General features: G+C 65.2%; 18 protein-coding genes. 13 read left to right on the forward strand and 5 right to left on the reverse strand.

The annotated features are described in order from the left end of the window. Position 1: 1 nt before the first annotated feature. From hslV to ACTJJX_RS00185, 4 genes are all read right to left on the reverse strand, one after another. Positions 2-535, reverse strand: a complete 534-nt coding sequence (gene hslV / locus ACTJJX_RS00170; RefSeq protein WP_003095852.1) for an ATP-dependent protease subunit HslV — start codon at positions 533-535, stop codon at positions 2-4. Positions 536-653: 118 nt separating this feature from the next. Further along, complete coding sequence (locus tag ACTJJX_RS00175; RefSeq protein ID WP_003095850.1) at positions 654-1,349, reverse strand: SPOR domain-containing protein; 696 nt, start codon at positions 1,347-1,349, stop codon at positions 654-656. A 34-nt stretch (positions 1,350-1,383) separates the two neighbouring features. Then, a complete protein-coding gene (argS, locus tag ACTJJX_RS00180) occupies positions 1,384-3,147 on the reverse strand; it encodes an arginine--tRNA ligase (RefSeq protein ID WP_003110892.1) in 1,764 nt (587 codons plus the stop codon). 249 nt (positions 3,148-3,396) lie between these two features. Further along, positions 3,397-5,616, reverse strand: a complete 2,220-nt coding sequence (locus ACTJJX_RS00185) for a primosomal protein N' (RefSeq protein WP_003103282.1) — start codon at positions 5,614-5,616, stop codon at positions 3,397-3,399. A gap of 175 nt (positions 5,617-5,791) precedes the next feature. Here ACTJJX_RS00185 and rpmE point away from each other — a divergent pair, with 175 nt between their 5' ends. The 4 genes from rpmE (at position 5,792) to ACTJJX_RS00205 (ending at position 9,641) form a co-directional block, all read left to right on the forward strand. Then, positions 5,792-6,007 (forward strand): 50S ribosomal protein L31, encoded by a 216-nt coding sequence (gene rpmE / locus ACTJJX_RS00190; protein ID WP_003095846.1) that lies wholly within the window; start codon positions 5,792-5,794, stop codon positions 6,005-6,007. 74 nt (positions 6,008-6,081) lie between these two features. Further along, the gene (locus ACTJJX_RS00195) at positions 6,082-6,834 is read left to right on the forward strand and encodes a thermonuclease family protein (RefSeq protein WP_009877201.1); all 753 of its coding nucleotides are present in this window, start codon (positions 6,082-6,084) and stop codon (positions 6,832-6,834) included. After that, the gene (locus ACTJJX_RS00200) at positions 6,831-8,270 is read left to right on the forward strand and encodes a M48 family metalloprotease (RefSeq protein ID WP_003095844.1); all 1,440 of its coding nucleotides are present in this window, start codon (positions 6,831-6,833) and stop codon (positions 8,268-8,270) included. The genes ACTJJX_RS00195 and ACTJJX_RS00200 overlap by 4 nt, the downstream gene beginning before the upstream one ends. Positions 8,271-8,372: 102 nt before the next feature. After that, positions 8,373-9,641, forward strand: a complete 1,269-nt coding sequence (locus ACTJJX_RS00205) for a malic enzyme (protein WP_003103278.1) — start codon at positions 8,373-8,375, stop codon at positions 9,639-9,641. 104 nt (positions 9,642-9,745) lie between these two features. Here the strand turns inward: ACTJJX_RS00205 and ACTJJX_RS00210 are convergent, their stop codons facing one another. Beyond that, a complete protein-coding gene (locus tag ACTJJX_RS00210; protein ID WP_003095841.1) occupies positions 9,746-12,217 on the reverse strand; it encodes a penicillin-binding protein 1A in 2,472 nt (823 codons plus the stop codon). A 184-nt stretch (positions 12,218-12,401) separates the two neighbouring features. Here ACTJJX_RS00210 and pilM point away from each other — a divergent pair, with 184 nt between their 5' ends. From pilM to gltB, 9 genes are all read left to right on the forward strand, one after another. Then, positions 12,402-13,466, forward strand: coding sequence for a type IV pilus assembly protein PilM (gene pilM / locus ACTJJX_RS00215; RefSeq protein ID WP_003110888.1), 1,065 nt, complete (start codon positions 12,402-12,404; stop codon positions 13,464-13,466). Further along, positions 13,466-14,062, forward strand: coding sequence for a type 4a pilus biogenesis protein PilN (pilN, locus tag ACTJJX_RS00220; protein WP_003095839.1), 597 nt, complete (start codon positions 13,466-13,468; stop codon positions 14,060-14,062). Before pilM ends, pilN begins: the two co-directional genes overlap by 1 nt. Further along, on the forward strand, positions 14,059-14,682 hold the full coding sequence (gene pilO, locus ACTJJX_RS00225; RefSeq protein WP_003103268.1) for a type 4a pilus biogenesis protein PilO: 624 nt from the start codon (positions 14,059-14,061) through the stop codon (positions 14,680-14,682). The genes pilN and pilO overlap by 4 nt, the downstream gene beginning before the upstream one ends. Continuing rightward, positions 14,679-15,203, forward strand: coding sequence for a type 4a pilus biogenesis lipoprotein PilP (gene pilP, locus ACTJJX_RS00230; RefSeq protein WP_003095836.1), 525 nt, complete (start codon positions 14,679-14,681; stop codon positions 15,201-15,203). The genes pilO and pilP overlap by 4 nt, the downstream gene beginning before the upstream one ends. A 53-nt stretch (positions 15,204-15,256) precedes the next feature. Further along, positions 15,257-17,401 carry a type 4a pilus secretin PilQ gene (gene pilQ / locus ACTJJX_RS00235; RefSeq protein ID WP_003103267.1) on the forward strand — a complete coding sequence of 715 codons (2,145 nt, stop codon included), beginning with the start codon at positions 15,257-15,259 and terminating at the stop codon, positions 17,399-17,401. Between the two features lie 11 nt (positions 17,402-17,412). Further along, a complete protein-coding gene (gene aroK / locus ACTJJX_RS00240) occupies positions 17,413-17,931 on the forward strand; it encodes a shikimate kinase AroK (RefSeq protein WP_003095833.1) in 519 nt (172 codons plus the stop codon). Between the two features lie 49 nt (positions 17,932-17,980). Further along, positions 17,981-19,087 (forward strand): 3-dehydroquinate synthase, encoded by a 1,107-nt coding sequence (aroB, locus tag ACTJJX_RS00245; protein ID WP_003107839.1) that lies wholly within the window; start codon positions 17,981-17,983, stop codon positions 19,085-19,087. Between the two features lie 6 nt (positions 19,088-19,093). Continuing rightward, positions 19,094-20,743: an AAA family ATPase gene (locus tag ACTJJX_RS00250; RefSeq protein ID WP_003116139.1), complete on the forward strand. Its 1,650-nt coding sequence runs from the start codon at positions 19,094-19,096 to the stop codon at positions 20,741-20,743. Positions 20,744-20,967: 224 nt separating this feature from the next. Then, on the forward strand, positions 20,968-25,413 hold the full coding sequence (gene gltB / locus ACTJJX_RS00255) for a glutamate synthase large subunit (RefSeq protein ID WP_003103700.1): 4,446 nt from the start codon (positions 20,968-20,970) through the stop codon (positions 25,411-25,413). Positions 25,414-25,418: the final 5 nt, after the last annotated feature.

The following is a 25,418-nucleotide window of genomic DNA, read 5'->3' on the forward strand; positions in this document are numbered from 1 at the left end:
TTCAGACGGCGCTGTCCAGCTCCTCGATGGTCAGGTTCTGGTTGGTGAAGACGCAGATCGAGCCGGCGATGTTCAGCGCGGTCTCGGCGACTTCCCGAGCGCTCAGCTCGGCGTTGTGCTGCAGCAGGGCCAGGGCCGCGGCCTGGGCGAAGCCGCCGCCGGAGCCCATGGCGATCAGGCCGTGTTCGGGTTCGACCACGTCGCCGTTGCCGGTGATGATCAGCGAGGCATCCTTGTTGGCGACCGCGAGCATGGCTTCGAGGCGGCTCAGGGAGCGGTCGGTGCGCCAGTCCTTGGCCAGTTCGACGGCGGCGCGGACCAGGTGCCCCTGGTGTTTCTCCAGTTGCTGCTCGAAGCGTTCGAACAGGGTGAAGGCATCGGCGGTGGCGCCGGCGAAACCGGCCAGTACCTGACCGTGATACAGGCGCCGGACCTTCTTGGCGTTGCCTTTCATCACGGTGTTGCCCAGGGAAACCTGGCCGTCGCCGCCCATGACGACTTTGCCGTTGCGGCGGACAGATACGATGGTGGTCAAGGGGGAAATCTCCACACTGCGGGGCCGAATGCCCGGAATGCTGGGAGATATAGGGGCGATCCGCGGCTTTTCAACCGCACGCACCGCCGTGCGTCGGAACGCACGGCGTGGCCCGCGTTCAGCGGGCCTTGCGTTGCTGTAACAGCAGGTTGCTGAAGCCGTTGGAGGACAGTGTCTTCTGCGCCTGGGACAACTGGTCGCGGCTGTTGAACGGGCCGACCATCACCCGGTACCAGGTCTCGTCGCGGACGTTGCCGGCCTCGACGTTCACCGACTGCCCGAGCAGGATGATCTGCGCGCGCACGCGGTCGGCGTCGGACTGCTTGCGGAACGAGCCGGCCTGCAGGAAGAACTGCGTGCTGGCGGCGACCACCGCTTTCGGCAGCGGCGGTGGCACCTGCCCGGCGAGTGCGGCCTTGGCCCGCGCTTCGTCGGCCTTGGCCAGCTCGGCGGGGGTGGGCGGCGGCGGGGCCTTCTCCGGTACCGCTTCCGGCGGCACCACGACCTCGGACTCCGGCAGCAGGGTGTAGAACTCGTACTTCGGCTTGGCCTGGGCCGGCGTCTGCGTTTGCGCGGGCTGCTGGGCCTGGCCGTTCTGCTGCGGCTGCTTGCCCTGCACGGCGGCCGGGCGCTGGGCGTCCGGGCGTTCGCGCTGGACGTCCTTGCGCCCGGGTTCGAGCTTCATCAGGAACATGATGAAGCCGCCGATGGCCAGGCCGGCGACCAGCCAGACCCAGCCGGGAACGCCGTTCTTCGCGGCGGGCGCCTGGTAGCGGCTGGCGCCGCGCTTGGGGGCGGGTTTCTTCTTTGCCATGGGGGTTCCCGGACTCCTGTTCGGGCGGGTTCGATTACATGCGTTCCAGAGTCTTCAGACCGAGCAGCTCCAGGCCCTGTTCCAGGGTACGGCCGGTCAGCGCGGCGAGACGCAGGCGGCTGTCCTTCTGCGCCGGGTCCTCGGCGGTGAGGATCGGGCAATGCTCGTAGAAGCTGGAGAACAGCCCGGCCAACTCGTACAGGTAGGCGCAGAGCAGGTGCGGCACGCCCTTGAGCGCGACGTTGTTGATCAGGTCGCCGAACTGCGCCAGCTGTGCGGCCAGGGCCAGCTCCTGGGGCTGCTCGAGGACGATCTTCCCGCCCAGTTGCTCGCGGCCCTGGCCGAGCTTGCGGAAGACGCTGGCCACGCGGGTGCAGGCGTAGAGCAGGTAGGGTGCGGTGTTGCCTTCGAAGCTCAGCATCAGTTCGAAGTTGAAGCTGTAGTCGCTGGTGCGGTGCTTGGACAGGTCGGCGTACTTCACCGAGTCGATCCCCACCACCCGGCCGATCTCGCGCAGCTGGACCTCGTCGAACGGCTCCTCGCCACGCTCGGCGCGCTGCTCGTTGCGTTCCTTGACCAGCGCATAGGCGCGGCTCTCGGCCTCTTCCAGCAGGTCGATCAGCTTCACCGTACCGCCGTCGCGGGTCTTGAACGGACGGCCGTCGGCGCCGTTCATGGTGCCGAAGCCCATATGCTCCAGCTCCATGCCGGCCGGAACGAAACCGGCGCGCCGCGCCACTTCGAAGACCTGCTGGAAGTGCAGGGCCTGGCGCTGGTCGACGAAGTACAGCACGCGGTCGGCGTGCAGCACGTTGTGCCGATAACGCATGGCGGCGAGGTCGGTGGTGGCGTAGAGGTAGCCGCCGCCGGCCTTCTGCACGATCACCGGGAGCGGATTGCCCTCGGCGTTCTTGAACTCTTCGAGGAAGACGCACAACGCGCCGTTGTCTTCGGTGAGCAGGCCCTTGGCGGTCAGGTCGGCGACCACCTGGGCGAGGTCGTCGTTGTAGGCGCTCTCGCCCATGACGTCGGCCATGCTCAGCTTCACGCCGAGACGGTCGTAGACCTTCTGGCAGTGCGACAGGGAAATCTCGTTGAAGCGGGTCCACAGGCGCAGGCAGTCGGGGTCGCCGGCCTGCAGCTTGACTACCAGTTCGCGGGCGCGGTCGGCGAATTCGGGAGACTCGTCGAAGCGTTTCTTCGCCGCGCGGTAGAAGACCTCCAGGTCGTGCAGCTCGGCCTCGGCGTCGACCGGTTGCTCTTCCAGGTAGGCGAGCAGCATGCCGAACTGGGTGCCCCAGTCGCCGACATGGTTCTGCCGGATCACCGTGTCGCCGAGGAACTCGAGGACGCGCGCGACGGCGTCGCCGATGATGGTCGAGCGCAGGTGGCCGACGTGCATTTCCTTGGCCAGGTTCGGCGAGGACAGGTCGATCACCACGCGCTGCGCCGGGCCTGCCTTGCGCACGCCGAGACGTTCGTCGGCGAGGGCGCGGTCGAGGCTGGCGGCGAGCCAGACGTGATCCTGGAAGAAGTTGAGGAAGCCGGGGCCGGCGATCTCCACCTTGGCCAGTTGCTCGTGGGCGGGGATTGCCTCGACCAGCCTGGCGGCCAGGTCGCGCGGCTTCATCCCGGCCGGCTTGGCCAGCATCATGGCGATGTTGCTGGCGAAATCGCCGTGGCTACGGTCCTTGGTGTTCTCCACCTGGATGTCCGGGGTCAGGCCGGCGGGCAGGGTGCCGTCCGCGGTCAGTTGGTCGAGGGCTTGCTGGATCAGCTGGCGAATCGTGTCTTTCATCGTTTTTCTCCGTGCTCGCGGGCAGAGGGGCGGCGCGCGACGGTCGGGCAGGGGAAGGGCCGGCGGATGCGGCGCTCCGAAGTTCACTCCCCGCGATGTGCGCGGGGTGGCCGGTCGAGGCTCAGAACCGCGCATTATCCGTGGGCGGACAGGCGTTGCCAACCGTTGCGGCGATTAGCCGACAGTTTGCGCCGGACATCGCGGATTCCGGCTGACCCCAGTCAAGCGGGGCGTCTTCCTGGAAGGCGCTCAGAACAGGTCGATCGGATCGATATCGAGCGACCAGCGCACCTGGCGCCCGCCGGGCAACTGTTCGAGGCTCTGCAGCCAGGGCGTCAGCAGGCGATGCAGCGGCGCCCGGCTCATGCACTGCAGCAGCAGTTGCGCGCGGTGCTTGCCGGCACGCCGCTCCATGGGCGCGGGCACCGGCCCGAGCAGTTCCACCTCCGGTCCGCCCATCTGCTCGAGCAATTGCTCGGCGGCACTGCAGGCGCTGTCGAGGAAGGCTTCCGCCTGGCCCGGCTTGTGCGCTTCGGCGCGCAGCAGGGCGAGGTGGGCGAAGGGCGGCAGGCCGGCGGCGCGGCGTTCGCTGAGGGCCTGTTCGGCAAAGGCGAAGTAGCCGTCCTCGGTGAGCTGGACCAGCAGCGGGTGATCGGCCAGGTGGGTCTGGATCAGTACCCGTCCGGGCTCCTCGGCGCGTCCTGCGCGGCCGGCGACCTGGACGATCTGCTGGGCCATGCGTTCGCTGGCGCGGAAGTCGGCGGAAAACAGGCCGCCATCGGCATCGAGGATCGCCACCAGGGTGACCCGTGGGAAGTGGTGCCCCTTGGCGAGCATCTGGGTGCCGACCAGGATGCATGGCTCACCGCTGTTGATGGTGGCGAAGAGGTCGCGCATGGCGTGCTTGCGCGAGGTGCTGTCGCGGTCGATGCGCAGCACCGGATGGTTCGGGAAGAGAATCCGCAGGCGTTCCTCGGCGCGCTCGGTGCCGGCGCCTACCGGACGCAGGTCGAGCTTGCCGCACTGCGGGCAGTTCATCGGCGGCCGCTGGCGGTGGTCGCAGTGGTGGCAGCGCAACTCGCCGCTGCCCTGGTGCACGGTCATCCGCGCGTCGCAGCGCGGGCATTGGCTGATCCAGCCGCAGTCGTGGCAAAGCAGGGTCGGAGCGAAGCCGCGGCGGTTGAGGAACACCAGGACCTGCTGGCCGGCCGCCAGGGTATCGCCGATGGCCTGTTGCAGCGGGCGGGAAAGGCCGGCGTCGAGCGGCATGCTCTTCACGTCGAGGCGGATGAATTTCGGCGGGTGCGCGCCACCGGCGCGCTGGGTCAGGCGCAGCAGGCCGTAGCGGCCGGCCTGGGCGTTGTGCAGGCTTTCCAGGGCGGGCGTGGCCGAACCGAGCAGGATCGGCACGTTCTCCAGGCGTGCGCGTACCAGTGCCAGGTCGCGGGCGTGGTAGCGCAGGCCGTCCTGCTGTTTATAGGAGGCGTCGTGTTCCTCGTCGACGATGATCAGTCCCGGCCGCTTCAATGGAGTGAACAGTGCCGAACGGGTGCCGATGACGATGTCGGCCTCGCCATCCCGGGCGGCGAGCCAGGCGTCGAGGCGCTCGCGGTCGGTCAGGGCCGAATGCAGCAGGGCGATGCGCGCGTTGAAGCGGCGTTCGAAACGCGCCAGGGTCTGCGGCCCCAGGTTGATCTCGGGAATCAGCACCAGGGCCTGGCGGCCTGCGGCCAGGGTTTCGCGGATCAGTTGCAGGTAGACCTCGGTCTTGCCGCTGCCGGTGACCCCGGCCAGCAGGAAGCAATGGAAACCGCCGTGGCTGGCGCGAACCGCCTCGAAGGCGGCGCGCTGCTCGGGGTTCAGCGGCAACTCCGCCTGGGCCAGCCAGCCGCCTTCGCGCGGCGGGGTGCTGTGGCGCCGCACCTCCAGTTCGACCAAGCCTTTTTCCTTGAGCAGGTCGAGGCTGTCCTTGTTTATCTGCAACTGGTTCAGCAACTCATGGGACACCCCGTGCGGATGCTGCTTGAGAATCGCCAGGGCCTGGCGCTGGCGCGGCGCCCGGGCCAGGCGCGGATCGTCGAGGCTGGATTGCGCGGTGGCATGCCAGAAGCGCTGCTGGCGCGCCTCGGCCGGCTCGCCCTGGCGCAACAGGTTGGGCAGCGCCCAGGACAGGGTGTCGCCGAGGCTGTGCTGGTAGTACTGGGCGGTCCAGCGACAGAGTTCGAGCAGGTGCGCCGGCATCGGCGGCTTGGCGTCGAGTACCCTGAGGGCAGGCTTGAGCTTGTCTTCGGGTACTTCGGAACGGTCCGTCACCTCTATCAGAACGCCAACCAGCTCCCGGCGCCCGAACGGCAGCAGCAGGCGAATCCCCGGCTGTAGGGCGCTGCGCGGAATGCCGCGGGGCGCGCGGTAGTCGAACAGGCGGCGGAGTGGCGAAGGCAGGGCTAGGCGTAGGATCAGGTCTGACACTCAGCGGCTTCCGGGGATGAAGGAAACGAGGACTGGGCCGGCGATGTTAGCAGACGACCGGCGGGCGGGGTCGCTTGCATAGATGAATCGGTCTGGTATGATCCACGCCCTTAATTACGTGCGGTGCCTGGTAAACGCGCTGGGTGGCGGCACACAACGCCTCGAGGATTGAATCATGAAAGCGGACATCCATCCGACTTACGAAGCTATCGAAGCTACCTGCAGCTGCGGTAACGTCATCAAGACCCGTTCCACCCTGTGCAAGCCGATCCATCTGGACGTGTGCTCCGAATGCCACCCGTTCTACACCGGCAAGCAGAAGGTGCTGGACACCGGCGGCCGTATCGACCGCTTCAAGCAGCGTTTCGGCGTATTCGGCGCCACCAAGTAAGCCGCTTGCCGCGAACGCGCGCAATGCTACTTGTCGCTGTACCGAGAAAGGCGTCCCTGGTGGGCGCCTTTTTCATGTCCGTGGTTTCCGCCTTCGCCGGTGCGGCGGAGGCCTGCCGGCCTACCGGCGCCTTGCAGAACGTCGAGGTGGCGCGGGTGGTGGACGGCGATACCGTGCGCCTGCGCGATGGCCGCAGCGTGCGGCTGATCGGTATCAACGCGCCTGAGCTGGCGCACAACGGTCGCACCACCGAGCCCTTCGCCGAAGCCGCGAAGCAGCGACTGCAGGCGCTGGTATCGGCCAGCGACGGGCGTCTCGCCCTGCAGCCGGGCCGCCAGGCCCGCGATCACTACGGGCGGACCCTGGCGCACCTGTTCGATGCCAGCGGCGCCAACCTCGAGGCGCGCCTGCTCGGCGAGGGCCTGGGCTACCTGGTGGCGGTCGCGCCGAACACCGAGCTGACGGCCTGTCAGCAAGCGGCGGAACGTGCAGCGCGTTCGGCTAATCTGGGTGTATGGAAGCGTTCGCCGGTGCTTTCGCTCGATCGACTGGCGCAGAGCGGCTTCGCCGTGGTCCGCGGGCGGGTGCTCGAGGTCGAACGCAACCGGGGCGGTATCTGGCTGGAGATGGACGGTCCGCTGGTCCTGCGGATCGAGCCGAAGGTGCTCAAGGCGTTCGATGCGAAACGGGTGATGCAGATGGCGGGACGTTCGCTGGAAGTGCGTGGCTGGGTGGTCGATCGTTCCCGCCGTGGCGCTGTGCCGGCCGGCAAGGCGCGCTGGCAGATGTCGGTGACCGATCCGGCGATGCTGGAATGGTTGCCATGAAGACCGCCTGGCTCCTGCTGCTGTTGCTGGGAGTCGGCGCGCTGGGCGGCTGCGCGGTGAACCCGGCCACCGGCAAGAGCGATTTCGTGATGATGAGCGAGCAGCAGGAACTCGGCATGGGCGCTCGCTACAACCAGGAAATCCTCAAGCAGTTCCCCCGCTACAACGATGAAAAGCTCCAGGCCTACGTGCAACGGGTAGGCGAGCGGGTCGCCCGCAGCAGCCACCGCAGCAATCTGCAATATCATTTCACCGTCATCGATTCGCCGGACATCAACGCCTTCGCCCTGCCGGGCGGCTACATCTATATCCATCGCGGACTGATCGCCTACCTTGGCTCCGAGGCCGAACTGGCCGCGGTGCTCGGTCATGAGGTCGGCCACGTCACGGCGCGCCACAGCGTGCGCCAGCAGAGCCAGGCCAGCGCCTGGAACATCCTTGGCCAGGCGGTGGCGATCGGCACCGGGGTCGGTGCCGCCGGCGACCTGGCCAACGTGCTCGGCACGGCCTTCGTCCGCGGCTACGGGCGTGACATGGAACTGGAAGCCGATGGTCTCGGCGCTCAGTACCTGGCCCGCGCCGGCTACGATCCGACGGCGATGATCCAGGTGGTGCGGGTGCTGAAGAACCAGGAGGACTTCGCTCGCGAAGAGGCTGCGCGCAATGGCCAGGCGGTACAGGCCGGCGGCTACCACGGGTTGTTCGATACCCATCCGGACAACGACCGGCGTCTGCAGGAAGTGGTCGGCCCGGCCCGGCAACTGGCCAACGGACAGCAGGAAGTGGGGCGCGAGGTCTTTCTTCGCCATCTGGAAGGCATGCCGTTCGGCGACTCGGCATCGGCCGGGGTGCGTCGCGGGCAGAACTTCTACCATGCCGAGCTGGACTTCACCCTGAGCTATCCGGCGGGCTGGAAGATCCTCAACCAGCCCAGTGCCCTGCTTGGCTATCCGGCGGACGAGCAGTCGTTCATCGGCATGAAGCTGGTGCCCCATGATTCCCGCCTGACGCCCGCGGAGTTCCTGCGCAAGAACGCCGGGCAACGGCTGGCCCAGGAAGAGTCGCTGAAGCAGGCAGGACTGAACGGCTACACGGCGGTGGTGCCAGGCAACCCGGCGCGACGGGTTGCTGTGATCTACCAGGGCGACCGCGCCTACCTGTTCGTCGGCGTGGTCAAGGTCGGTTCCCTGGAGACCCAGGACGACCGCTTCCTCAGCGTGATCCGCAGCTTCCGTCCGCTGCGCGACAAGGAGCGGGCCCTGGCGCAGCCGCGACGCCTGCACCTGGTGCAGGTCAAGGCGGGGCAGACGCTGGAGCAATTGGCGGCTGGCGGCGAGGGGTCATTGAGTGACTCCGTGGCTCGTCTGCGTCTGCTGAATGACCTTTATCCGAGCGGTGAACCCCGTCCGGGCGATTGGCTTAAAGTCGTACGCTAGAGGTCTTGACAGCCGGGTCCTGACGATCTTGTGGGGCGTCGTCTTCTTGCGTATGCTCGGTCGCCCCGTCTGTCCAACAAGCAATAAAGCGGAAGTGCCCAAATGTCCGATCTTAAAACCGCTGCCCTCGAATATCACGCACAACCCCGTCCGGGAAAACTGAGTGTCGAGCTGACCAAACCCACCGCTACCGCCCGGGACCTGTCCCTGGCCTACAGCCCGGGTGTCGCCGAGCCGGTGCGTGAAATCGCCCGCGATGCCGAGCTGGCCTACCAGTACACCGGCAAGGGCAACCTGGTGGCAGTGATTTCCGACGGCACCGCGATTCTCGGCCTGGGTAACCTCGGCCCGCTGGCCTCCAAGCCGGTGATGGAAGGCAAGGGTGTGCTGTTCAAGCGCTTCGCCGGCATCGACGTGTTCGACATCGAGGTCGACGCCGAGAGCCCGCAGGCTTTCATCGATACCGTCAAGCGTATTTCCATCACCTTCGGCGGTATCAACCTCGAGGACATCAAGGCTCCCGAGTGTTTCGAGATCGAGCGCGCGCTGATCGAACAGTGCGACATCCCGGTGTTCCACGATGACCAGCACGGCACCGCCATCGTTACCGCGGCGGGCATGCTCAACGCGCTGGAACTGGCCGGCAAGAAGCTGGAAGAAGCGAAGATCGTCTGCCTCGGCGCCGGCGCTGCCGCCATCTCCTGCATGAAGCTGCTGGTGAGCATGGGCGCCAAGGTTGAGAACATCTACATGATCGACCGCAAGGGCGTGATCCACGCCGGTCGCGACGACCTGAACCAGTACAAGTCGGTGTTCGCCACCGAGACCGACAAGCGCACCCTGGCCGACGCCCTGGAGGGCGCCGACGTGTTCGTCGGCCTGTCCGGCGCCAACCTGCTGGAGCCGGAAGACCTCAAGCGCATGGCGCCGAACCCGATCGTGTTCGCCTGCTCGAACCCGGACCCGGAGATCAAGCCGGAACTGGCCCATGCCACCCGTAACGACGTGATCATGGCTACCGGTCGTTCCGACTATCCGAACCAGGTCAACAACGTGCTCGGTTTCCCCTTCATCTTCCGTGGTGCCCTGGACGTACGTGCCACGCGCATCAACGAAGAGATGAAGATCGCCGCCGCCCTGGCCCTGCGCGACCTGGCCAAGCAGCCGGTCCCGGAAGACGTCTGCGCCGCCTATGGCGTGGACAAGCTGGAATTCGGCCGCGAGTACATCATTCCGAAGCCGATGGACAAGCGCCTGATCACCGTGGTCTCCGATGCCGTGGCCAAGGCTGCCATCGAGACCGGCGTGGCTACCCTGCCGTATCCGAAGAACTATCCGCTGAAATCGGTGGACGACGTCTTCAACGGCTGATCGATCGATCCGCCGGATAAAAAGAAACCCCGCCTTGGCGGGGTTTCTTTTTGCCTGCGCCTCGCGCTCCCGTCGTCGCCAACGAAGCGCAGGCGCCGGCCGGTTCAGAACAGGTCGATCGGCGCGCCTTCGTCATCCGGCAGCGGGCTGCCAGGGAAGCTGCCTGGCGGCAGTTCATTGACCGAGGGCGGGGTATCCTCGTTCTTGAACATCTCGAAATAGGCGCCGGGAGTGCCCGGCGCGGCCGAACGGCCGGTCACCGGGTCGATGCGCAGGCTGACGATGCCTGGCGGCTCGGCCATGGTGTGCATCGGCTTGTCCTTGAGGGCGAAGCCCATGTACCTGATCCAGATCGGCAGCGCGACGGTACCGCCGTACTCGCGGCGACCCAGGGTCTCCGGCTGGTCGAAGCCGACCCAGACGCTGGTCACGTAGTCGGAGTTGTAGCCGGAGAACCAGCCATCCTTGGAATCGTTGGTGGTGCCGGTCTTGCCGGCCAGGTCGGTGCGCTTCAGCGCCAGGGCGCGACGCCCGGTACCGCGCTTGATCACGTCCTGCAGCATGCTGGTCATGATATAGGCGGTACGGGCATCGATGATCCGCTCGGCCGGGGTCGGCTCGAAGGTGGTCTGGGCCTTGGCGGCGACTTGCTGGGCTTCGATCGAACCTTCGCCTTCGGCGCTCTCCGGATGCTCGGGGTCACCAGGATTCCCGGCGTCTTCCGCATCCGGCGCAGCGACCTGTTCTTCCACCGGCACGCGGGGCGGATTGGCCTGGTACAGCACCTGTCCGTCGCGGCTCTCGATGCGTTCGATGACGTACGGATTGACCTTGTAGCCGCCGTTGGCGAATACGCTCCAGGCGCCGGCGATTTCCATCGGTGTGACTGTCGCGGTACCCAGGGCCAGGGAGAAGTTGCGCGGCAGTTCGTCGCGCTGGAAGCCGAACTTGGTGATGTAGCTGATCGCCCGCTCGATGCCCAGGCCCTGCAGGACGCGGATCGAGACCATGTTGCGGGACTTGTACAGGGCTTCGCGCAGCGGGATCGGGCCGAGGAAGGTATTGGTGTCGTTCTTCGGTCGCCAGACCTTGTCCAGGTACTCGTCGACGAACACGATCGGCGCATCGTTGACCAGGCTGGCGGCGGTGAAGCCGTTGTCCAGGGCCGCGCTGTAGATGAACGGCTTGAAACTGGAGCCCGGCTGGCGCTTGGCCTGGATCGCGCGGTTGTAGTTGCTCTGCTCGAAGGAGAAGCCGCCGACCAGCGAGCGGATCGCCCCGTCCTTCGGGTCAAGGGAGATCAGCGCGCTCTGTGCGGCGGGAATCTGTACGAAGCGCAGGGTGCCGTCTTCCTGGCGCTGCACGCGGATCTGGTCGCCGGCCTGGGCCACGTCGGCGGGCTGGCGCGGCATCGGGCCCATGCTGTTGTTGCTGAGGAAGGGGCGTGCCCATTTCATGCTGTCCCAGGTCACGGCTTCTTCCTTGCCGTCGCGGGTCATCACCATGATCCCGCTCTTTTCCACCTGGGTGACGATCGCCGGCTCCAGGCCGCCGATGCTGCGCTGCTGGCCCAGGTGCTTGAGCCAGGCGTCGCGGGTCTGGCCCGGCAGGCGGGTCTCCGGGCCGCGGTAGCCGTGGCGCTGGTCATAGTCGATGAGGCCGTCGCGGACCGATTGGCTGGCGGCGTTCTGCAGGTCGCTGCGGACCGTGGTGATGACCTTGTAGCCCTCGGTATAGGCCTCGCTGCCGTAGCGGCCGACCATCTCGGCACGGGCCATCTCGGCGATGTAGGGCGCATTCAGTTCGGGGGTCTGCACGTGGTAGGAGGCGTTGATCGGCTCCTCGACGGCGGCCTGGTAGCGTTGCTGGTCGATGAAGCCGAGCTTGAGCATGCGCTCGAGGATCCAGTTGCGCCGCTCCGTACTGCGGGTCGGGTTGACCAGCGGGTTGTAGCGCGAGGGCGCTTTCGGCAGGCCGGCGATCATCGCCATCTCGGCCAGGCTCAAGTCTTTGATCGGCTTGCCGTAATAGACCTGTGCGGCAGCCTCGATGCCATAGGCACGGTTGCCCAGGTAGATCTTGTTGACGTAGAGCTCGAGGATCTCGTCCTTGGTCAGCTGTCGCTCGATCTGCAGGGCCAGGAGGATTTCATTGATCTTTCGCGAGAAGCTTCTTTCATTGGTAAGGAAGTAGTTCTTCGCTACCTGCATGGTGATGGTGCTGCCGCCAGTCTGGATGTGACCGCTTTTCAATAATTGCGCGGCGGCGCGCATTAGGCTTTTCACATCGACGCCATAATGGTTGGCGAAATTGTCGTCCTCGGCGGACAGCAGGGCATGGATGAAGTCCTGCGGGATGTCGGCGAAGCGGATCGGCGTCCGGCGCATCTCGCCGAACTCGGAGATCAGCTTGCCGTCCTCGCTGTAGACCTTGAGGGGGATCTGCAGCTGGACGTTACGCAGAGCTTCCACCGAGGGCAGGCTGGGACTCAGATAGAGATAGGCGCCGCTGAAACTGAGCAGCACTCCACAAATCAGGGTGACGCAAGTCCACCACAGGAACTTCAGCAGGCGCATGGGTAGATTCGGATTTCCAGGAAAAAGAAAGAGTTAAGCGAATAGGACAGGAAAAAGGCAAAAGCTGTTCACATTATAAGCAATTTTTCTGTGACCTAGCCATTTGCCTGGCCTTCGGCTCTGGTATCTAATGTGAAAAAAGAAGAATCGTTCGTAAGTATTGAACGCTAATAGGGAATTGGTCGTGCTAGGGCTCATAAAGAAGAAAGCGAACACCTTGCTGGGGATCGACATCAGCTCGACCTCGGTAAAGCTCCTTGAGTTGAGCCGCTCCGGAGGCCGCTACAAAGTGGAGGCCTATGCCGTCGAGCCGCTTCCGCCGAATGCAGTCGTGGAAAAGAACATCGTCGAGCTGGAAGGGGTCGGCCAGGCGTTGTCACGGGTGCTGGTCAAGGCGAAAACCAACCTGAAGTCGGCCGTGGTCGCCGTCGCCGGTTCGGCGGTGATCACCAAGACCATCGAGATGGAGGCCGGGCTTTCCGAGGATGAACTGGAAAACCAGCTGAAGATCGAGGCCGACCAGTACATCCCCTATCCGCTGGAGGAAGTCGCCATCGACTTCGAGGTCCAGGGGCTCTCCGCGCGCAATCCCGAGCGCGTGGACGTACTCCTGGCCGCCTGTCGGAAAGAAAACGTCGAGGTTCGCGAAGCGGCCCTGGCGCTGGCCGGCCTGACCGCCAAGGTGGTCGACGTCGAGGCCTACGCGCTGGAGCGCTCCTATGCGCTGCTGAGCAGCCAGCTGGGTGCCGACACCGACCAGTTGACCGTGGCGGTAGTGGACATCGGCGCGACCATGACCACCCTGAGCGTCCTGCACAACGGACGCACCATCTATACCCGCGAACAGCTGTTCGGCGGTCGCCAGCTCACCGAGGAGATCCAGCGGCGTTACGGACTCTCGGTGGAGGAAGCCGGTCTCGCCAAGAAGCAGGGCGGTCTTCCGGATGACTACGACAGCGAGGTTCTGCGTCCGTTCAAGGACGCCGTGGTGCAGCAGGTTTCCCGCTCGCTGCAGTTCTTCTTCGCCGCCGGACAGTTCAACGACGTCGACTACATCGTCCTGGCGGGCGGTACGGCGTCTATCCAGGATCTCGATCGGTTGATCCAGCAGAAGATCGGCACCCCGACCCTGGTCGCCAACCCGTTCGCCGACATGGCGCTGAACGGCAAGGTGAATGCCGGCGCCCTGGCCAGCGACGCTCCGGCGTTGATGATCGCCTGCGGCCTGGCGTTGAGGAGTTTCGACTGATGGCACGGATCAACCTTCTACCCTGGCGCGAAGAGCTGCGCGAGCAGCGCAAGCAGCAGTTCCTGGTGATTCTTGGCGGCGTCCTGGTGGCATCGGCTGCGCTGGTATTCCTTGGCGACCAGTACTTCACCGCGGCCATCGAGAACCAGAACGCCCGCAACGACTTCCTGCGCAAGGAAATCGTCGTACTCGACGCCCGGATCAAGGAAATCAGCGAACTGAAGTCGCGGCGCCAGCAATTGCTCGAGCGGATGAAGATCATCCAGGACCTGCAGGGCAACCGTCCCATCATCGGACGGGTGTTCGACCAGCTCGTGCGGACCTTGCCCGACGGCGTGTATTTCACCGACCTGAAGATGACCGGCAAGAACATCGCCATCGCCGGCGCGGCCGAGTCCAACAACCGCGTTTCCAATCTCATGCGCAACATGGACGCGTCCGAGTGGCTGACCGCCCCGACCCTGAACGAGGTCAAGGCGGTGACCCAGGGCGCGGTGGACCAGGCCAACGTGTTCCAACTGACCGTGCAGCAGACGCAGCCCGGCGAGGAAGACGCCAAGGCGAAGCATGGGGTTGCGCAAGGAGCCAAGAAATGAGTCTGGCCAGTTCCCTGGAAAGTCTGCGCAAGATCGATATCAACGATCTCGACCTGAACAACATCGGTTCCTGGCCGGCGGCGGTCAAGGTCATCGTCTGCGTGCTGCTGACCGCGGCGGTCCTGGCGCTGGGCTACAACTTCCATCTGAGTGACATGCAGGCTCAGCTCGAACAGCAGGCCGCGGAAGAGGAGACGCTCAAGCAGCAGTTCTCCACCAAGGCCTTCCAGGCCGCGAACCTGGAAGCCTACAAGGCACAGATGAAGGAGATGGAAGAGTCCTTTGGCGCCTTGCTGCGGCAGTTGCCCAGCGACACCGAGGTACCCGGGCTGCTCGAGGACATCACTCGTACCGGCCTGGGCAGCGGCCTGGAGTTCGAGGAAATCAAGCTGCTTCCCGAGGTTGCCCAGCAGTTCTACATCGAGCTGCCGATCCAGATCAGCGTGGTCGGCGGCTACCACGACTTGGCGACCTTCGTCAGCGGCGTGTCCAGCCTGCCGCGGATCGTCACCCTGCATGACTTCGAGATCAAGCCGGTCGCGCCCGGCAGCACGTCCAAGCTGCGCATGAGCATCCTGGCCAAGACCTATCGCTACAACGACAAGGGGCTGAAGAAATGAGAGCCCGCCTGATTCTGAGCAGCCTGCTGCTCGCCAGCCTGGCCGGATGCGGCGGCGGTTCCGATTTCGCCGATCTGCAGTCCTACATGGACGAGGTTCGCGCCCGGCCCAAGGGCACCATCGAGCCGTTGCCGAAGTTCCAGCCGTACGAGGCCTTCACCTATAGCGCCGCGTCGCTACGCAGCCCGTTCCAGCCGCCGGTGAAGATCGACCTGACCGTGCGGCAGAAGGGCAACAAGGTGATCAAGCCCGACGAGACGCGGGTCAAGCAGTTCCTGGAAGGCTTCAACATCGAGACCTTCGAGATGGTCGGCACCCTGTCCAACGCCCAGGGCACCTTCGCCCTGGTGAAGGGCGCGGGTGGCGTGCACCGGGTGAGGGTCGGGGACTACCTGGGGCGCAACGACGGCAAGGTCGTCGGCATCAGCGAAGGAAAAATAGACGTGATCGAAATCGTTCCTGACGGAGAGGGGAACTGGCTGGAGCGTCCGCGCAGCCTGACTCTCAAGGAACGCTCCTGAGGGCGGGGAAAAACATGCATAACCAACAGCAGTCTGTACAACGGAGTCGGACGATGAACAGTGGCCTCTCGCGCCTCGGGATCGCTTTGCTGGCCGCCATGTTCGCGCCGGCATTGCTCGCCGCGGACCTGGAGAAACTCGACGTGGCGGCGCTGCCTGGCGACCGGGTCGAGCTAAAGCTGCAGTTCGACGAGCCCGTCGCCGCGCCGCGTGGCTATACCATCGAGCAGCCGGCGCGAATCGCCCTCGATCTGCCGGGGGTGCAGAACAAGCTCGGCACCAAGAACCGCGAGCTGAGCGTGGGCAATACGCGCAGCGTCACGGTGGTCGAGGCGAAGGATCGCACACGGTTGATCATCAACCTGACCGCGCTGTCGTCCTACACCACCCGGGTGGAAGGCAACAACCTCTTCGTGGTGGTCGGCAATTCGCCGACCGGCGCCAGCGTCGCTTCTACCGCTCCGGTCAAGGCAAGCCCGGCTCCGGCCAGCTATGCCCAGCCGATCAAACCCAAGCCGTACGTGCCGGCGGGTCGTGCCATCCGCAACATCGATTTCCAGCGTGGCGAAAAGGGCGAGGGCAACGTGGTCATCGACCTGTCCGACCCGACCTTGAGCCCGGATATCCAGGAGCAGGGCGGCAAGATCCGCCTGGACTTCGCCAAGACCCAGCTGCCGGATGCGCTGCGGGTTCGCCTGGACGTCAAGGACTTCGCCACGCCGGTGCAGTTCGTCAACGCCAGCGCGCAATCCGACCGTACCAGCATCACCATCGAGCCGAGCGGGCTCTACGACTACCTGGTCTACCAGACCGACAATCGCCTGACCGTCAGCATCAAGCCGATGACCACGGAAGATGCCGAGCGGCGCAAGAAGGACAATTTCGCCTATACCGGCGAGAAACTGTCGCTGAACTTCCAGGACATCGACGTGCGTTCGGTACTGCAACTGATCGCCGACTTCACCGACCTGAATCTGGTGGCCTCGGATACCGTGCAGGGCAATATCACCCTGCGCCTGCAGAACGTGCCGTGGGACCAGGCGCTGGACCTGGTACTGAAGACCAAGGGCCTGGACAAGCGCAAGCTCGGCAACGTACTGCTGGTGGCCCCGGCCGACGAGATCGCCGCCCGTGAGCGCCAGGAGCTGGAAGCGCAGAAGCAGATCGCCGAGTTGGCGCCACTGCGCCGGGAACTGATCCAGGTGAACTACGCCAAGGCCGCGGACATCGCCAAGCTGTTCCAGTCGGTGACCAGCGATGGTGGCCAGGAAGGCAAGGAAGGCGGGCGCGGCTCGATCACCGTCGACGACCGCACCAACAGCATCATCGCCTATCAGCCCCAGGAGCGACTGGACGAACTGCGGCGGATCGTTTCGCAGCTGGATATTCCGGTGCGCCAGGTGATGATCGAGGCACGCATCGTCGAGGCCAACGTCGGTTACGACAAGAGTCTCGGTGTGCGCTGGGGCGGCGCTTATCACAAGGGCAACTGGAGAGGCTACGGCAAGGACGGCAATATCGGGATCAAGGACGAGGACGGCATGAACTGCGGCCCGATCGCCGGCAACTGTACTTTCCCCACCACGGGAACCAGCAAGTCGCCGTCGCCGTTCGTCGACATCGGCGCCAAGGATGCCACCTCCGGAATCGGCATCGGCTTCATCACCGACAACATCATCCTCGACCTGCAACTGTCGGCGATGGAAAAGACCGGCAACGGCGAGATCGTCTCCCAGCCTAAGGTCGTGACCTCGGACAAGGAAACCGCGAAGATCCTCAAGGGCCAGGAAGTACCCTACCAGGAGGCCAGCTCCAGTGGCGCTACCAGCACCTCGTTCAAGGAGGCCGCGCTGTCCCTCGAGGTGACCCCGCAGATCACCCCGGACAACCGGATCATCGTCGAAGTGAAGGTGACCAAGGATGCGCCGGACTTCGATCGCGCACTGAACGGCGTACCGCCGATCAACAAGAACGAGGTGAACGCCAAGATCCTGGTCAACGACGGCGAGACCATCGTCATCGGCGGCGTGTTCAGCAACACCCAGAGCAAGTCGGTGGACAAGGTGCCGTTCCTCGGCGACCTGCCTTACCTGGGGCGGCTGTTCCGGCGCGATACGGTCTCGGACGTGAAAAACGAACTTCTGGTTTTCCTGACACCGCGGATCATGAATAATCAGGCCATCGCAATCGGTCGCTGATATCGAACAACGTGGTCAACCTGATCCTCGTCGGCCCGATGGGTGCTGGAAAGAGCACCATCGGGCGCCTGCTCGCCAAGGAGCTGCATCTCGCGTTCAAGGACTCCGACAAGGAGATCGAACAGCGGTGCGGCGCGAATATCCCATGGATCTTCGATGTCGAGGGCGAGGTCGGTTTCCGCGAGCGCGAGCAGGCCATGCTCACCGAACTCTGCGCCGCCGACGGCATGGTGATCGCCACCGGCGGCGGGGCGGTGATGCGCGACGGTAACCGCCAGGTGCTGCGCGCCGGTGGCCGGGTTGTGTACCTGCATGCCTCGGTCGAGCACCAGATCGCGCGCACGGCGCGGGACCGCAACCGCCCCTTGTTGCAGAAGCCCAACCCGGGACAGATCCTCCGCGACCTGATGGCGCTGCGCGATCCGCTCTACCGCGAAATCGCCGATGTGGTGGTGGAGACCGACGAAAGGCCGCCGCGCCTGGTCGTCCAGGAAATTCTCGAACGCCTGCGCAAGTTGCCGCCCCGCTGAGGCGCGGCGAATTGCGTTATCCTATTGCCCTTTCCTGTCTGGGGGCCTCATGCGCACACTTCACGTCGATCTAGGCGAGCGTAGCTATCCCATTTACATCGGTGAAAACCTGCTGGGCGACGCCCGCTGGTTCGCGCCGCATATCGTCGGTCGCCGGGTCGCGGTGATCAGCAACGAAACGGTCGCTCCTCTCTATCTGGAAACCCTGCTCAAGGCACTGCAAGGCCATGAGGTCACCCCTGTGGTGCTGCCCGACGGCGAGGCCTACAAGCAGTGGGAAACCCTGCAACTGATCTTCGATGCCCTGCTGAAGGAGCGGCATGACCGCAAGACTACCCTGATCGCCCTGGGCGGCGGCGTCATCGGTGACATGGCCGGTTTCGCCGCGGCCTGCTACCAGCGTGGGGTCAACTTCATCCAGGTGCCGACCACCCTGTTGTCCCAGGTCGACTCCTCGGTGGGCGGCAAGACCGGGATCAACCATCCGTTGGGCAAGAATATGATCGGTGCGTTCTACCAGCCCCAGGCGGTGGTCATCGACACCGCGTCGCTGAAGACGCTGCCGTCCCGCGAGCTGTCCGCCGGGCTGGCGGAGGTGATCAAGTACGGTTTCATTTGCGACGAACCGTTCATCACCTGGCTGGAAGAGCACATGGATGCCTTGCTGGCACTGGAGCCGACCGTTGTCACCGAGGCCATCGAGCGCTCTTGCGCGGCGAAGGCCCGCGTGGTGGGCGCCGACGAGCGCGAGTCGGGCGTGCGTGCCACGCTGAACCTCGGCCATACCTTCGGTCATGCGATCGAGACCCAGCAGGGTTACGGCGTCTGGCTGCACGGCGAAGCGGTAGGGGCGGGAACCGTGATGGCACTCGAGATGTCGCATCGGTTGGGTTGGCTGAGCGCCGCCGAGCGCGATCGCGGTATCCGCCTGCTGCGCCGGGCTGGCCTGCCCGTGGTACCGCCGGCCGAGATGACGGCGGAAGATTTTATGGAACACATGGCCGTCGACAAGAAAGTGCTCGATGGCCGCCTGCGTCTGGTTTTGCTGCAAGGACTGGGGAATGCCGTGGTCACCGGCGATTTTCCCCGTGAGATCTTGGACGCGACCCTGCGCACCGACTATCGGGCCTTGGCCGACCAGCTTGGAGATGAATGAGGTCCCATGACCAGCTTGCATGCCGATGAGGCCTTCCTGGGCCACTACCAATTCAGTCACGACCCGTTCGCGCCGCGCGTTCCGGGTTTCAAGTTCTTCCCGGCGCAGCGCAAGCCGGTGCTCGGCCAGTTGCACCATCTGGCCCGCTACAGCCAGCTCCTGCTGCTGGTCACCGGGCCCCTGGGCAGCGGCAAGACCCTGCTGCGCCAGGCGCTGGTGGCCAGCACCAACAAGGATGCGGTCCTCAGCGTGGTGATCTCGGCGCGCACCGCCGCCGACGAGACTTCGTTGCTGCGCCAGGTGGCGCAGGGCCTGAGCATCAACCAGGCGAGCCTGGAGGCGATCCTGACCAAGGTGGCGCAGCTGGCGATCACCGGGCAGGACGTCTACCTGATGGTGGACGATGCCGAACAGCTCCAGGACAGCGCGCTGGAAGTGCTGTTGCTGCTGGCTTCCGGCACCAACGAGGGACGCCTGCATGTATTCCTGTTCGGTGAGCCGTCGTTGCTGCCGCGCCTGGAGGTGTTTTCCGAGGGTGAGGAGCGCTTCCATGCCATCGAATTGCAGCCATACAGCGAAGAGGAAACCCGCGACTACCTGGCCCAGCGTCTCGAGGGCGCCGGGCAGGGCATCGAGCTGATTTCCAACGACCTGCTGGTGGACATCCACGAGCAGTCGGAAGGCTGGCCGGGAGCGATCAACCAGGTCGCCCGCGATGCCCTGATCGAAGCGATGCTGGCCAATCGTGGCGCAGCGCGCAAGGCAACCGGAGGGTCTTTCAACTTGCCCAAGAAGCATCTGGTGATTCTTGCGGTCGTGGCCATCGGCGTGATCGCCGCCTGGTTCATGCAAGGCAAGAGCAAGCCGGAGGCGCCGCAGACCGCCTCTACCGAATTGTCCATGAATGGTGGTACGCCGGCCCAGGCCCAGCAGCCGGGCAGCGGCCCGGCCGTGGAGTTCAACGGCTCCAGCCAGCCGTTGCCGCTACCGTTGGTCGGCGAGTCGCAGCCGGTCATTCGCGAGCCGCTGGCCCAGGCCGCCGGGCAAGGTGGCGACGACGAAGGCGGCCTGCCGTCCGCCGCGGTGCCGCCTACCGTTTCCAGCTCGGCTCCTCCGGTGACGCCGCTGGCCAACAACGGCGTCACGCCGATGCATCCGGTGCCGCCGGCGCCGACCGAACCGACCGCGCCTGCGGCGACCCCGACTCCGGCGCAGACCCCGGCACCGGCCGCGCCGGTCGCCAGCGCCCCGGCCAGCAAGCCGGCCCCGGCTCCGGCCAAGCCGGCGGCGAGCAAGCCGGCCACCACCGCCGCGGCGAAGCCGGCCCCGGCTCCGGCCGCCAAGCCGGCCAGCGGTGGCGGTGCGGGAAGTCAGTGGTATCGCAACCAGTCTGGTGGTAACTTCGCCCTGCAGATCCTCGGTACCGGCTCCGAAGCCAATGCCCAGGCGTTCATTCGCCAGCAGGGCGGCGGCGATTTCCGCTACTTCAAGAAAACCCTGCAAGGCAAGCCGTTCTACGTCGTCACCTATGGCAGCTTCCCGAACCGTGCCGCCGCCCTGGCCGCAGTGAAAAAACTGCCGTCCAAGGTGCAGGCCGGCAAGCCGTGGCCGCGTACCTTCGCCAGCATCCAGCAGGAGATCGGCCAGGCGCATTGATCCGACCTGCCGTCGCCTCTTGACGAAACTCGCTAGTCGTTAGCATGACCGGCGGGTTTCGTCTTTCATTTTGGCGACATTGAATTTCATTTTCTCGCCGCAAAATTTGTGAGGCCTTGTGCACCTATGTACAATGGCCTCCCTTTGCCTGTCGAAAACTCGCCGCATGAGCGGGTGACAGGCGAAGTAGATGACTAAAAAAGTTTTGCCGGTGAGAGTTCCTTATGAAAGCAGGTCTGTACCATCCTGAAACGTTCAAGGATAACTGCGGATTTGGCCTGATCGCCCATATGCAGGGCGAGCCGAGCCATCAACTTCTGCAAACCGCAATCGAAGCACTGACCTGCATGACCCACCGCGGTGGGATCAATGCCGATGGCAAGACCGGGGACGGCTGCGGGCTGCTGATCCAGAAGCCCGACCTGTTCCTGCGTGCCGTCGCCAGGGAAGCCTTTTCTGTCGACCTGCCCGAGCAATACGCGGTGGGCATGGTGTTCTTCAACCAGGACCCGGTGAAAGCCGAGGCGGCACGCGAGAACATGAATCGCGAGATCGTCGCCGCCGGACTGGAGCTGGTCGGCTGGCGCAAGGTGCCGATCGATACCAGCGTTCTCGGCCGCCTGGCGCTGGAGCGCCTGCCGCAGATCGAACAGGTGTTCATCGGCGGCGCCGGCCTGAGCGACCAGGACTTCGCCATCAAGCTGTTCAGCGCACGGCGCCGCTCGTCGGTGGCCAACGCCGCCGACAGCGACCACTACATCTGCAGCTTTTCGCACAAGACCATCATCTACAAGGGCCTGATGATGCCGGCCGACCTGGCCGCCTTCTATCCGGACCTTGGCGACGAGCGCCTGCAGACCGCGATCTGCGTATTCCACCAGCGCTTCTCCACCAACACCCTGCCGAAATGGCCGCTGGCGCAGCCTTTCCGCTTCCTCGCCCACAACGGCGAGATCAACACCATCACCGGCAACCGCAACTGGGCCCAGGCGCGGCGGACCAAGTTCACCAACGAACTGATCCCCGACCTGGAAGAGCTAGGCCCGCTGGTGAACCGCGTCGGCTCCGACTCGTCGAGCATGGACAACATGCTCGAACTGATGGTCACCGGCGGCATGGACCTGTTCCGCGGCCTGCGCATGATCATCCCGCCGGCCTGGCAGAATGTCGAGACCATGGACGCCGACCTGCGCGCGTTCTACGAGTACAACTCGCTGCACATGGAGCCCTGGGATGGCCCCGCCGGCGTCGTGCTGACCGACGGTCGCTATGCCGTCTGCCTGCTCGACCGCAATGGCCTGCGCCCGTCGCGCTGGGTCACCACGAAGAACGGCTACATCACCCTGGCCTCGGAGATCGGCGTCTGGGACTACAAGCCCGAGGACGTCATCGCCAAGGGTCGCGTCGGTCCGGGGCAGATCCTCGCGGTGGACACCGAGACCGGCCAGGTCCTGCACAGCGACGACATCGACAACCGCCTGAAGTCGCGCCATCCCTACAAGCAATGGCTGCGGCAGAATGCCCTGCGCATCCAGGCGACCCTGGACGACGACCATGGCGTGGCCAGCTACGACGCCGACCAGCTCAAGCAATTCATGAAGATGTTCCAGGTCACCTTCGAGGAGCGTGACCAGGTGCTGCGTCCGCTCGGCGAGCAGGGCCAGGAAGCGGTGGGCTCCATGGGCGACGATACGCCGATGGCGATCCTCTCCCGGCGCATCCGCTCTCCGTACGATTACTTCCGCCAGCAATTCGCCCAGGTCACCAACCCGCCGATCGACCCGCTGCGCGAAGCCATCGTGATGTCCCTGGAAACCTGCCTGGGCGTCGAGCAGAACATCTTCGAGGAAGCCCCGCACCATGCCAACCAGGCGATCCTCACCACTCCGGTGATCTCGCCGGCGAAGTGGCGGACCATCATGACCCTGGACCGCCCGGGCTTCGACCGCCACTTCATCGACCTCAACTACGACGAGTCGATGGGCCTGGAGGCCGCGGTGCGCAACATCGCCGACCAGGCCGAGGAAGCCGTGCGCGGCGGCAAGGTGCTGCTGATCCTCAGCGACCGCCATATCGCTCCCGGCAAACTGCCGGTGCATGCTGCCCTGGCCGTCGGTGCGGTGCACCACCGCCTGGTGCAGACCGGGCTGCGCTGCGACTCCAACATCCTGGTGGAGACCGCCACCGCCCGCGATCCGCACCATTTCGCGGTGCTGATCGGCTTCGGCGCCTCGGCGGTCTATCCGTTCCTCGCCTACGAGGTGCTGGCCGACCTGATCCGCACCGGTGAAGTGCTGGGCGACCTCTACGAGGTGTTCAAGTACTACCGCAAGGGGATCTCCAAGGGCCTGATGAAGATTCTCTCGAAGATGGGCATCTCCACCGTCGCGTCCTACCGTGGCGCGCAGCTGTTCGAGGCGGTGGGCCTGTCCGACGAGGTCACCGACCTGTGCTTCACCGGAGTCGCCAGCCGCATCCAGGGCGCGCGCTTCGTCGATATCGAGAACGAGCAGAAGCTCCTGGCCGCCGAGGCCTGGAGCAACCGCAAGCCGATCCAGCAGGGCGGCTTGCTGAAATTCGTCTATGGCGGCGAATACCACGCCTACAACCCGGATGTGGTGAATACCCTGCAGGCTGCCGTGCAGCAGGGCGACTACGAGAAGTTCAAGGAATACACCGCGCTGGTGGACCAGCGCCCAGTGTCGATGATCCGCGACCTGTTGCAGGTGAAGACCGCCGCGCAGCCGCTGGCGCTCGACGAGGTGGAGCCGCTGGAAGCCATCTTCAAGCGCTTCGATGCCGCCGGGATTTCCCTTGGCGCGCTGTCGCCGGAGGCCCACGAGGCGCTGGCCGAGGCGATGAACACCCTGGGCGGTCGCTCCAACTCCGGCGAGGGCGGCGAGGACCCGGCGCGCTACGGCACGCTGAAGAGTTCGAAGATCAAGCAGGTGGCTACCGGCCGCTTCGGCGTGACCCCGGAATACCTGGTCAACGCCGAGGTCCTGCAGATCAAGGTGGCCCAGGGCGCCAAGCCCGGCGAGGGCGGCCAGTTGCCGGGCGGCAAGGTCAACGGCCTGATCGCCCGCCTGCGCTATGCGGTGCCCGGCGTGACCCTGATCTCGCCGCCGCCGCACCACGACATCTACTCCATCGAAGACCTGGCGCAGCTGATCTTCGACCTCAAGCAGGTCAACCCGCAGGCGCTGGTATCGGTGAAGCTGGTATCCGAGCCGGGCGTCGGCACCATCGCCGCCGGCGTGGCCAAGGCCTATGCGGACCTGATCACCATCTCCGGCTACGACGGCGGTACCGGCGCCTCGCCGATCACCTCGATCAAGTACGCCGGCTCGCCCTGGGAACTGGGCCTGGCGGAAACCCACCAGACCCTGCGCGGCAACGACCTGCGCGGCAAGGTCCGGGTGCAGACCGATGGCGGCCTGAAGACCGGCCTGGACGTGATCAAGGCGGCCATTCTCGGCGCCGAGAGCTTCGGCTTCGGTACCGCGCCGATGATCGCCCTGGGCTGCAAGTACCTGCGCATCTGCCACCTGAACAACTGCGCCACCGGCGTGGCGACGCAGAACGACAAGTTGCGCAAGGACCACTTCATCGGCACCACCGCGATGGTGATCAACTTCTTCACCTTCATCGCCACGGAAACCCGCGAGTGGCTGGCGCGCCTCGGCGTGCGCAGCCTGGGCGAGCTGATCGGCCGCACCGACCTGCTGGAGATCCTCCCCGGCGAGACCGCCAAGCAGCAGAATCTGGATCTCGCTCCGTTGCTGGGCAGTGAGCTGATCCCGGCCGACAAGCCGCAGTTCTGCGAGGTGGAGAAAAACCCGCCGTTCGACCAGGGCCTGCTGGCCGAGAAGATGGTCGAGCTGTCGAAGGCCGCCATCGAAGGCCTGAGCGGCGGCGAGTACGAGCTGGACATCTGCAACTGCGACCGATCCATCGGCGCGCGGGTATCCGGCGAGATCGCCCGCCTGCACGGCAACCAGGGCATGGCCAAGGCACCGGTGGTGTTCCGTTTCAAGGGCACCGCGGGACAGAGCTTCGGCGTGTGGAACGCCGGTGGCCTGCACCTGTACCTGGAAGGCGACGCCAACGACTACGTAGGCAAGGGCATGACCGGCGGCAAGCTGGTGATCACCCCGCCCAAGGGCAGTCCGTTCAAGACCCAGGAATCTGCCATCGTCGGCAACACCTGCCTGTACGGCGCCACCGGCGGCAAGCTGTTCGCCGCCGGAACCGCCGGCGAGCGCTTCGCCGTGCGCAACTCCGGTTCCCATGCGGTGGTGGAAGGTACCGGCGACCACTGCTGCGAATACATGACCGGCGGTTTCGTCTGCGTGCTGGGCAAGACCGGCTACAACTTCGGCTCCGGCATGACCGGGGGCTTCGCCTACGTCCTCGACATGGACAACACTTTCGTCGACCGCGTGAACCACGAGCTGGTGGAAATCCAGCGGATCAGCGGCGAGGCGATGGAGGCCTATCGCAGCCACCTGCGCAAGGTCCTGGTCGAGTACGTGAACGAAACGGCAAGCGAGTGGGGCGCGAACATCCTGGAAAACCTGGATGACTACCTGCGTCGGTTCTGGCTGGTGAAACCGAAGGCGGCCAGCCTCGGTTCGCTGCTGACCAGCACCCGTGCCAACCCGCAATAAGCGCC

The sequence above is a fragment of the Pseudomonas sp. 22490 genome, from assembly GCF_052044465.1.
GTDB classification, from domain to species: Bacteria; Pseudomonadota; Gammaproteobacteria; order Pseudomonadales; family Pseudomonadaceae; genus Pseudomonas; species Pseudomonas aeruginosa.

What these genes read in the sequence shown, in the direction of transcription:
- gltB (WP_003103700.1), top strand. Translation starts at nt 20,968, where the DNA reads ATGAAAGCAGGTCTGTACCATCCTGAAACGTTCAAGGATAACTGCGGA.
- ACTJJX_RS00210 (WP_003095841.1), bottom strand. Translation starts at nt 12,217, where the DNA reads ATGCGCCTGCTGAAGTTCCTGTGGTGGACTTGCGTCACCCTGATTTGT.
- argS (WP_003110892.1), bottom strand. Translation starts at nt 3,147, where the DNA reads ATGAAAGACACGATTCGCCAGCTGATCCAGCAAGCCCTCGACCAACTG.
- aroB (WP_003107839.1), top strand. Translation starts at nt 17,981, where the DNA reads ATGCGCACACTTCACGTCGATCTAGGCGAGCGTAGCTATCCCATTTAC.
- rpmE (WP_003095846.1), top strand. Translation starts at nt 5,792, where the DNA reads ATGAAAGCGGACATCCATCCGACTTACGAAGCTATCGAAGCTACCTGC.
- pilP (WP_003095836.1), top strand. Translation starts at nt 14,679, where the DNA reads ATGAGAGCCCGCCTGATTCTGAGCAGCCTGCTGCTCGCCAGCCTGGCC.
- ACTJJX_RS00200 (WP_003095844.1), top strand. Translation starts at nt 6,831, where the DNA reads ATGAAGACCGCCTGGCTCCTGCTGCTGTTGCTGGGAGTCGGCGCGCTG.
- ACTJJX_RS00175 (WP_003095850.1), bottom strand. Translation starts at nt 1,349, where the DNA reads ATGGCAAAGAAGAAACCCGCCCCCAAGCGCGGCGCCAGCCGCTACCAG.
- ACTJJX_RS00195 (WP_009877201.1), top strand. Translation starts at nt 6,082, where the DNA reads ATGTCCGTGGTTTCCGCCTTCGCCGGTGCGGCGGAGGCCTGCCGGCCT.
- pilO (WP_003103268.1), top strand. Translation starts at nt 14,059, where the DNA reads ATGAGTCTGGCCAGTTCCCTGGAAAGTCTGCGCAAGATCGATATCAAC.
- pilQ (WP_003103267.1), top strand. Translation starts at nt 15,257, where the DNA reads ATGAACAGTGGCCTCTCGCGCCTCGGGATCGCTTTGCTGGCCGCCATG.
- ACTJJX_RS00205 (WP_003103278.1), top strand. Translation starts at nt 8,373, where the DNA reads ATGTCCGATCTTAAAACCGCTGCCCTCGAATATCACGCACAACCCCGT.
- pilN (WP_003095839.1), top strand. Translation starts at nt 13,466, where the DNA reads ATGGCACGGATCAACCTTCTACCCTGGCGCGAAGAGCTGCGCGAGCAG.
- ACTJJX_RS00250 (WP_003116139.1), top strand. Translation starts at nt 19,094, where the DNA reads ATGACCAGCTTGCATGCCGATGAGGCCTTCCTGGGCCACTACCAATTC.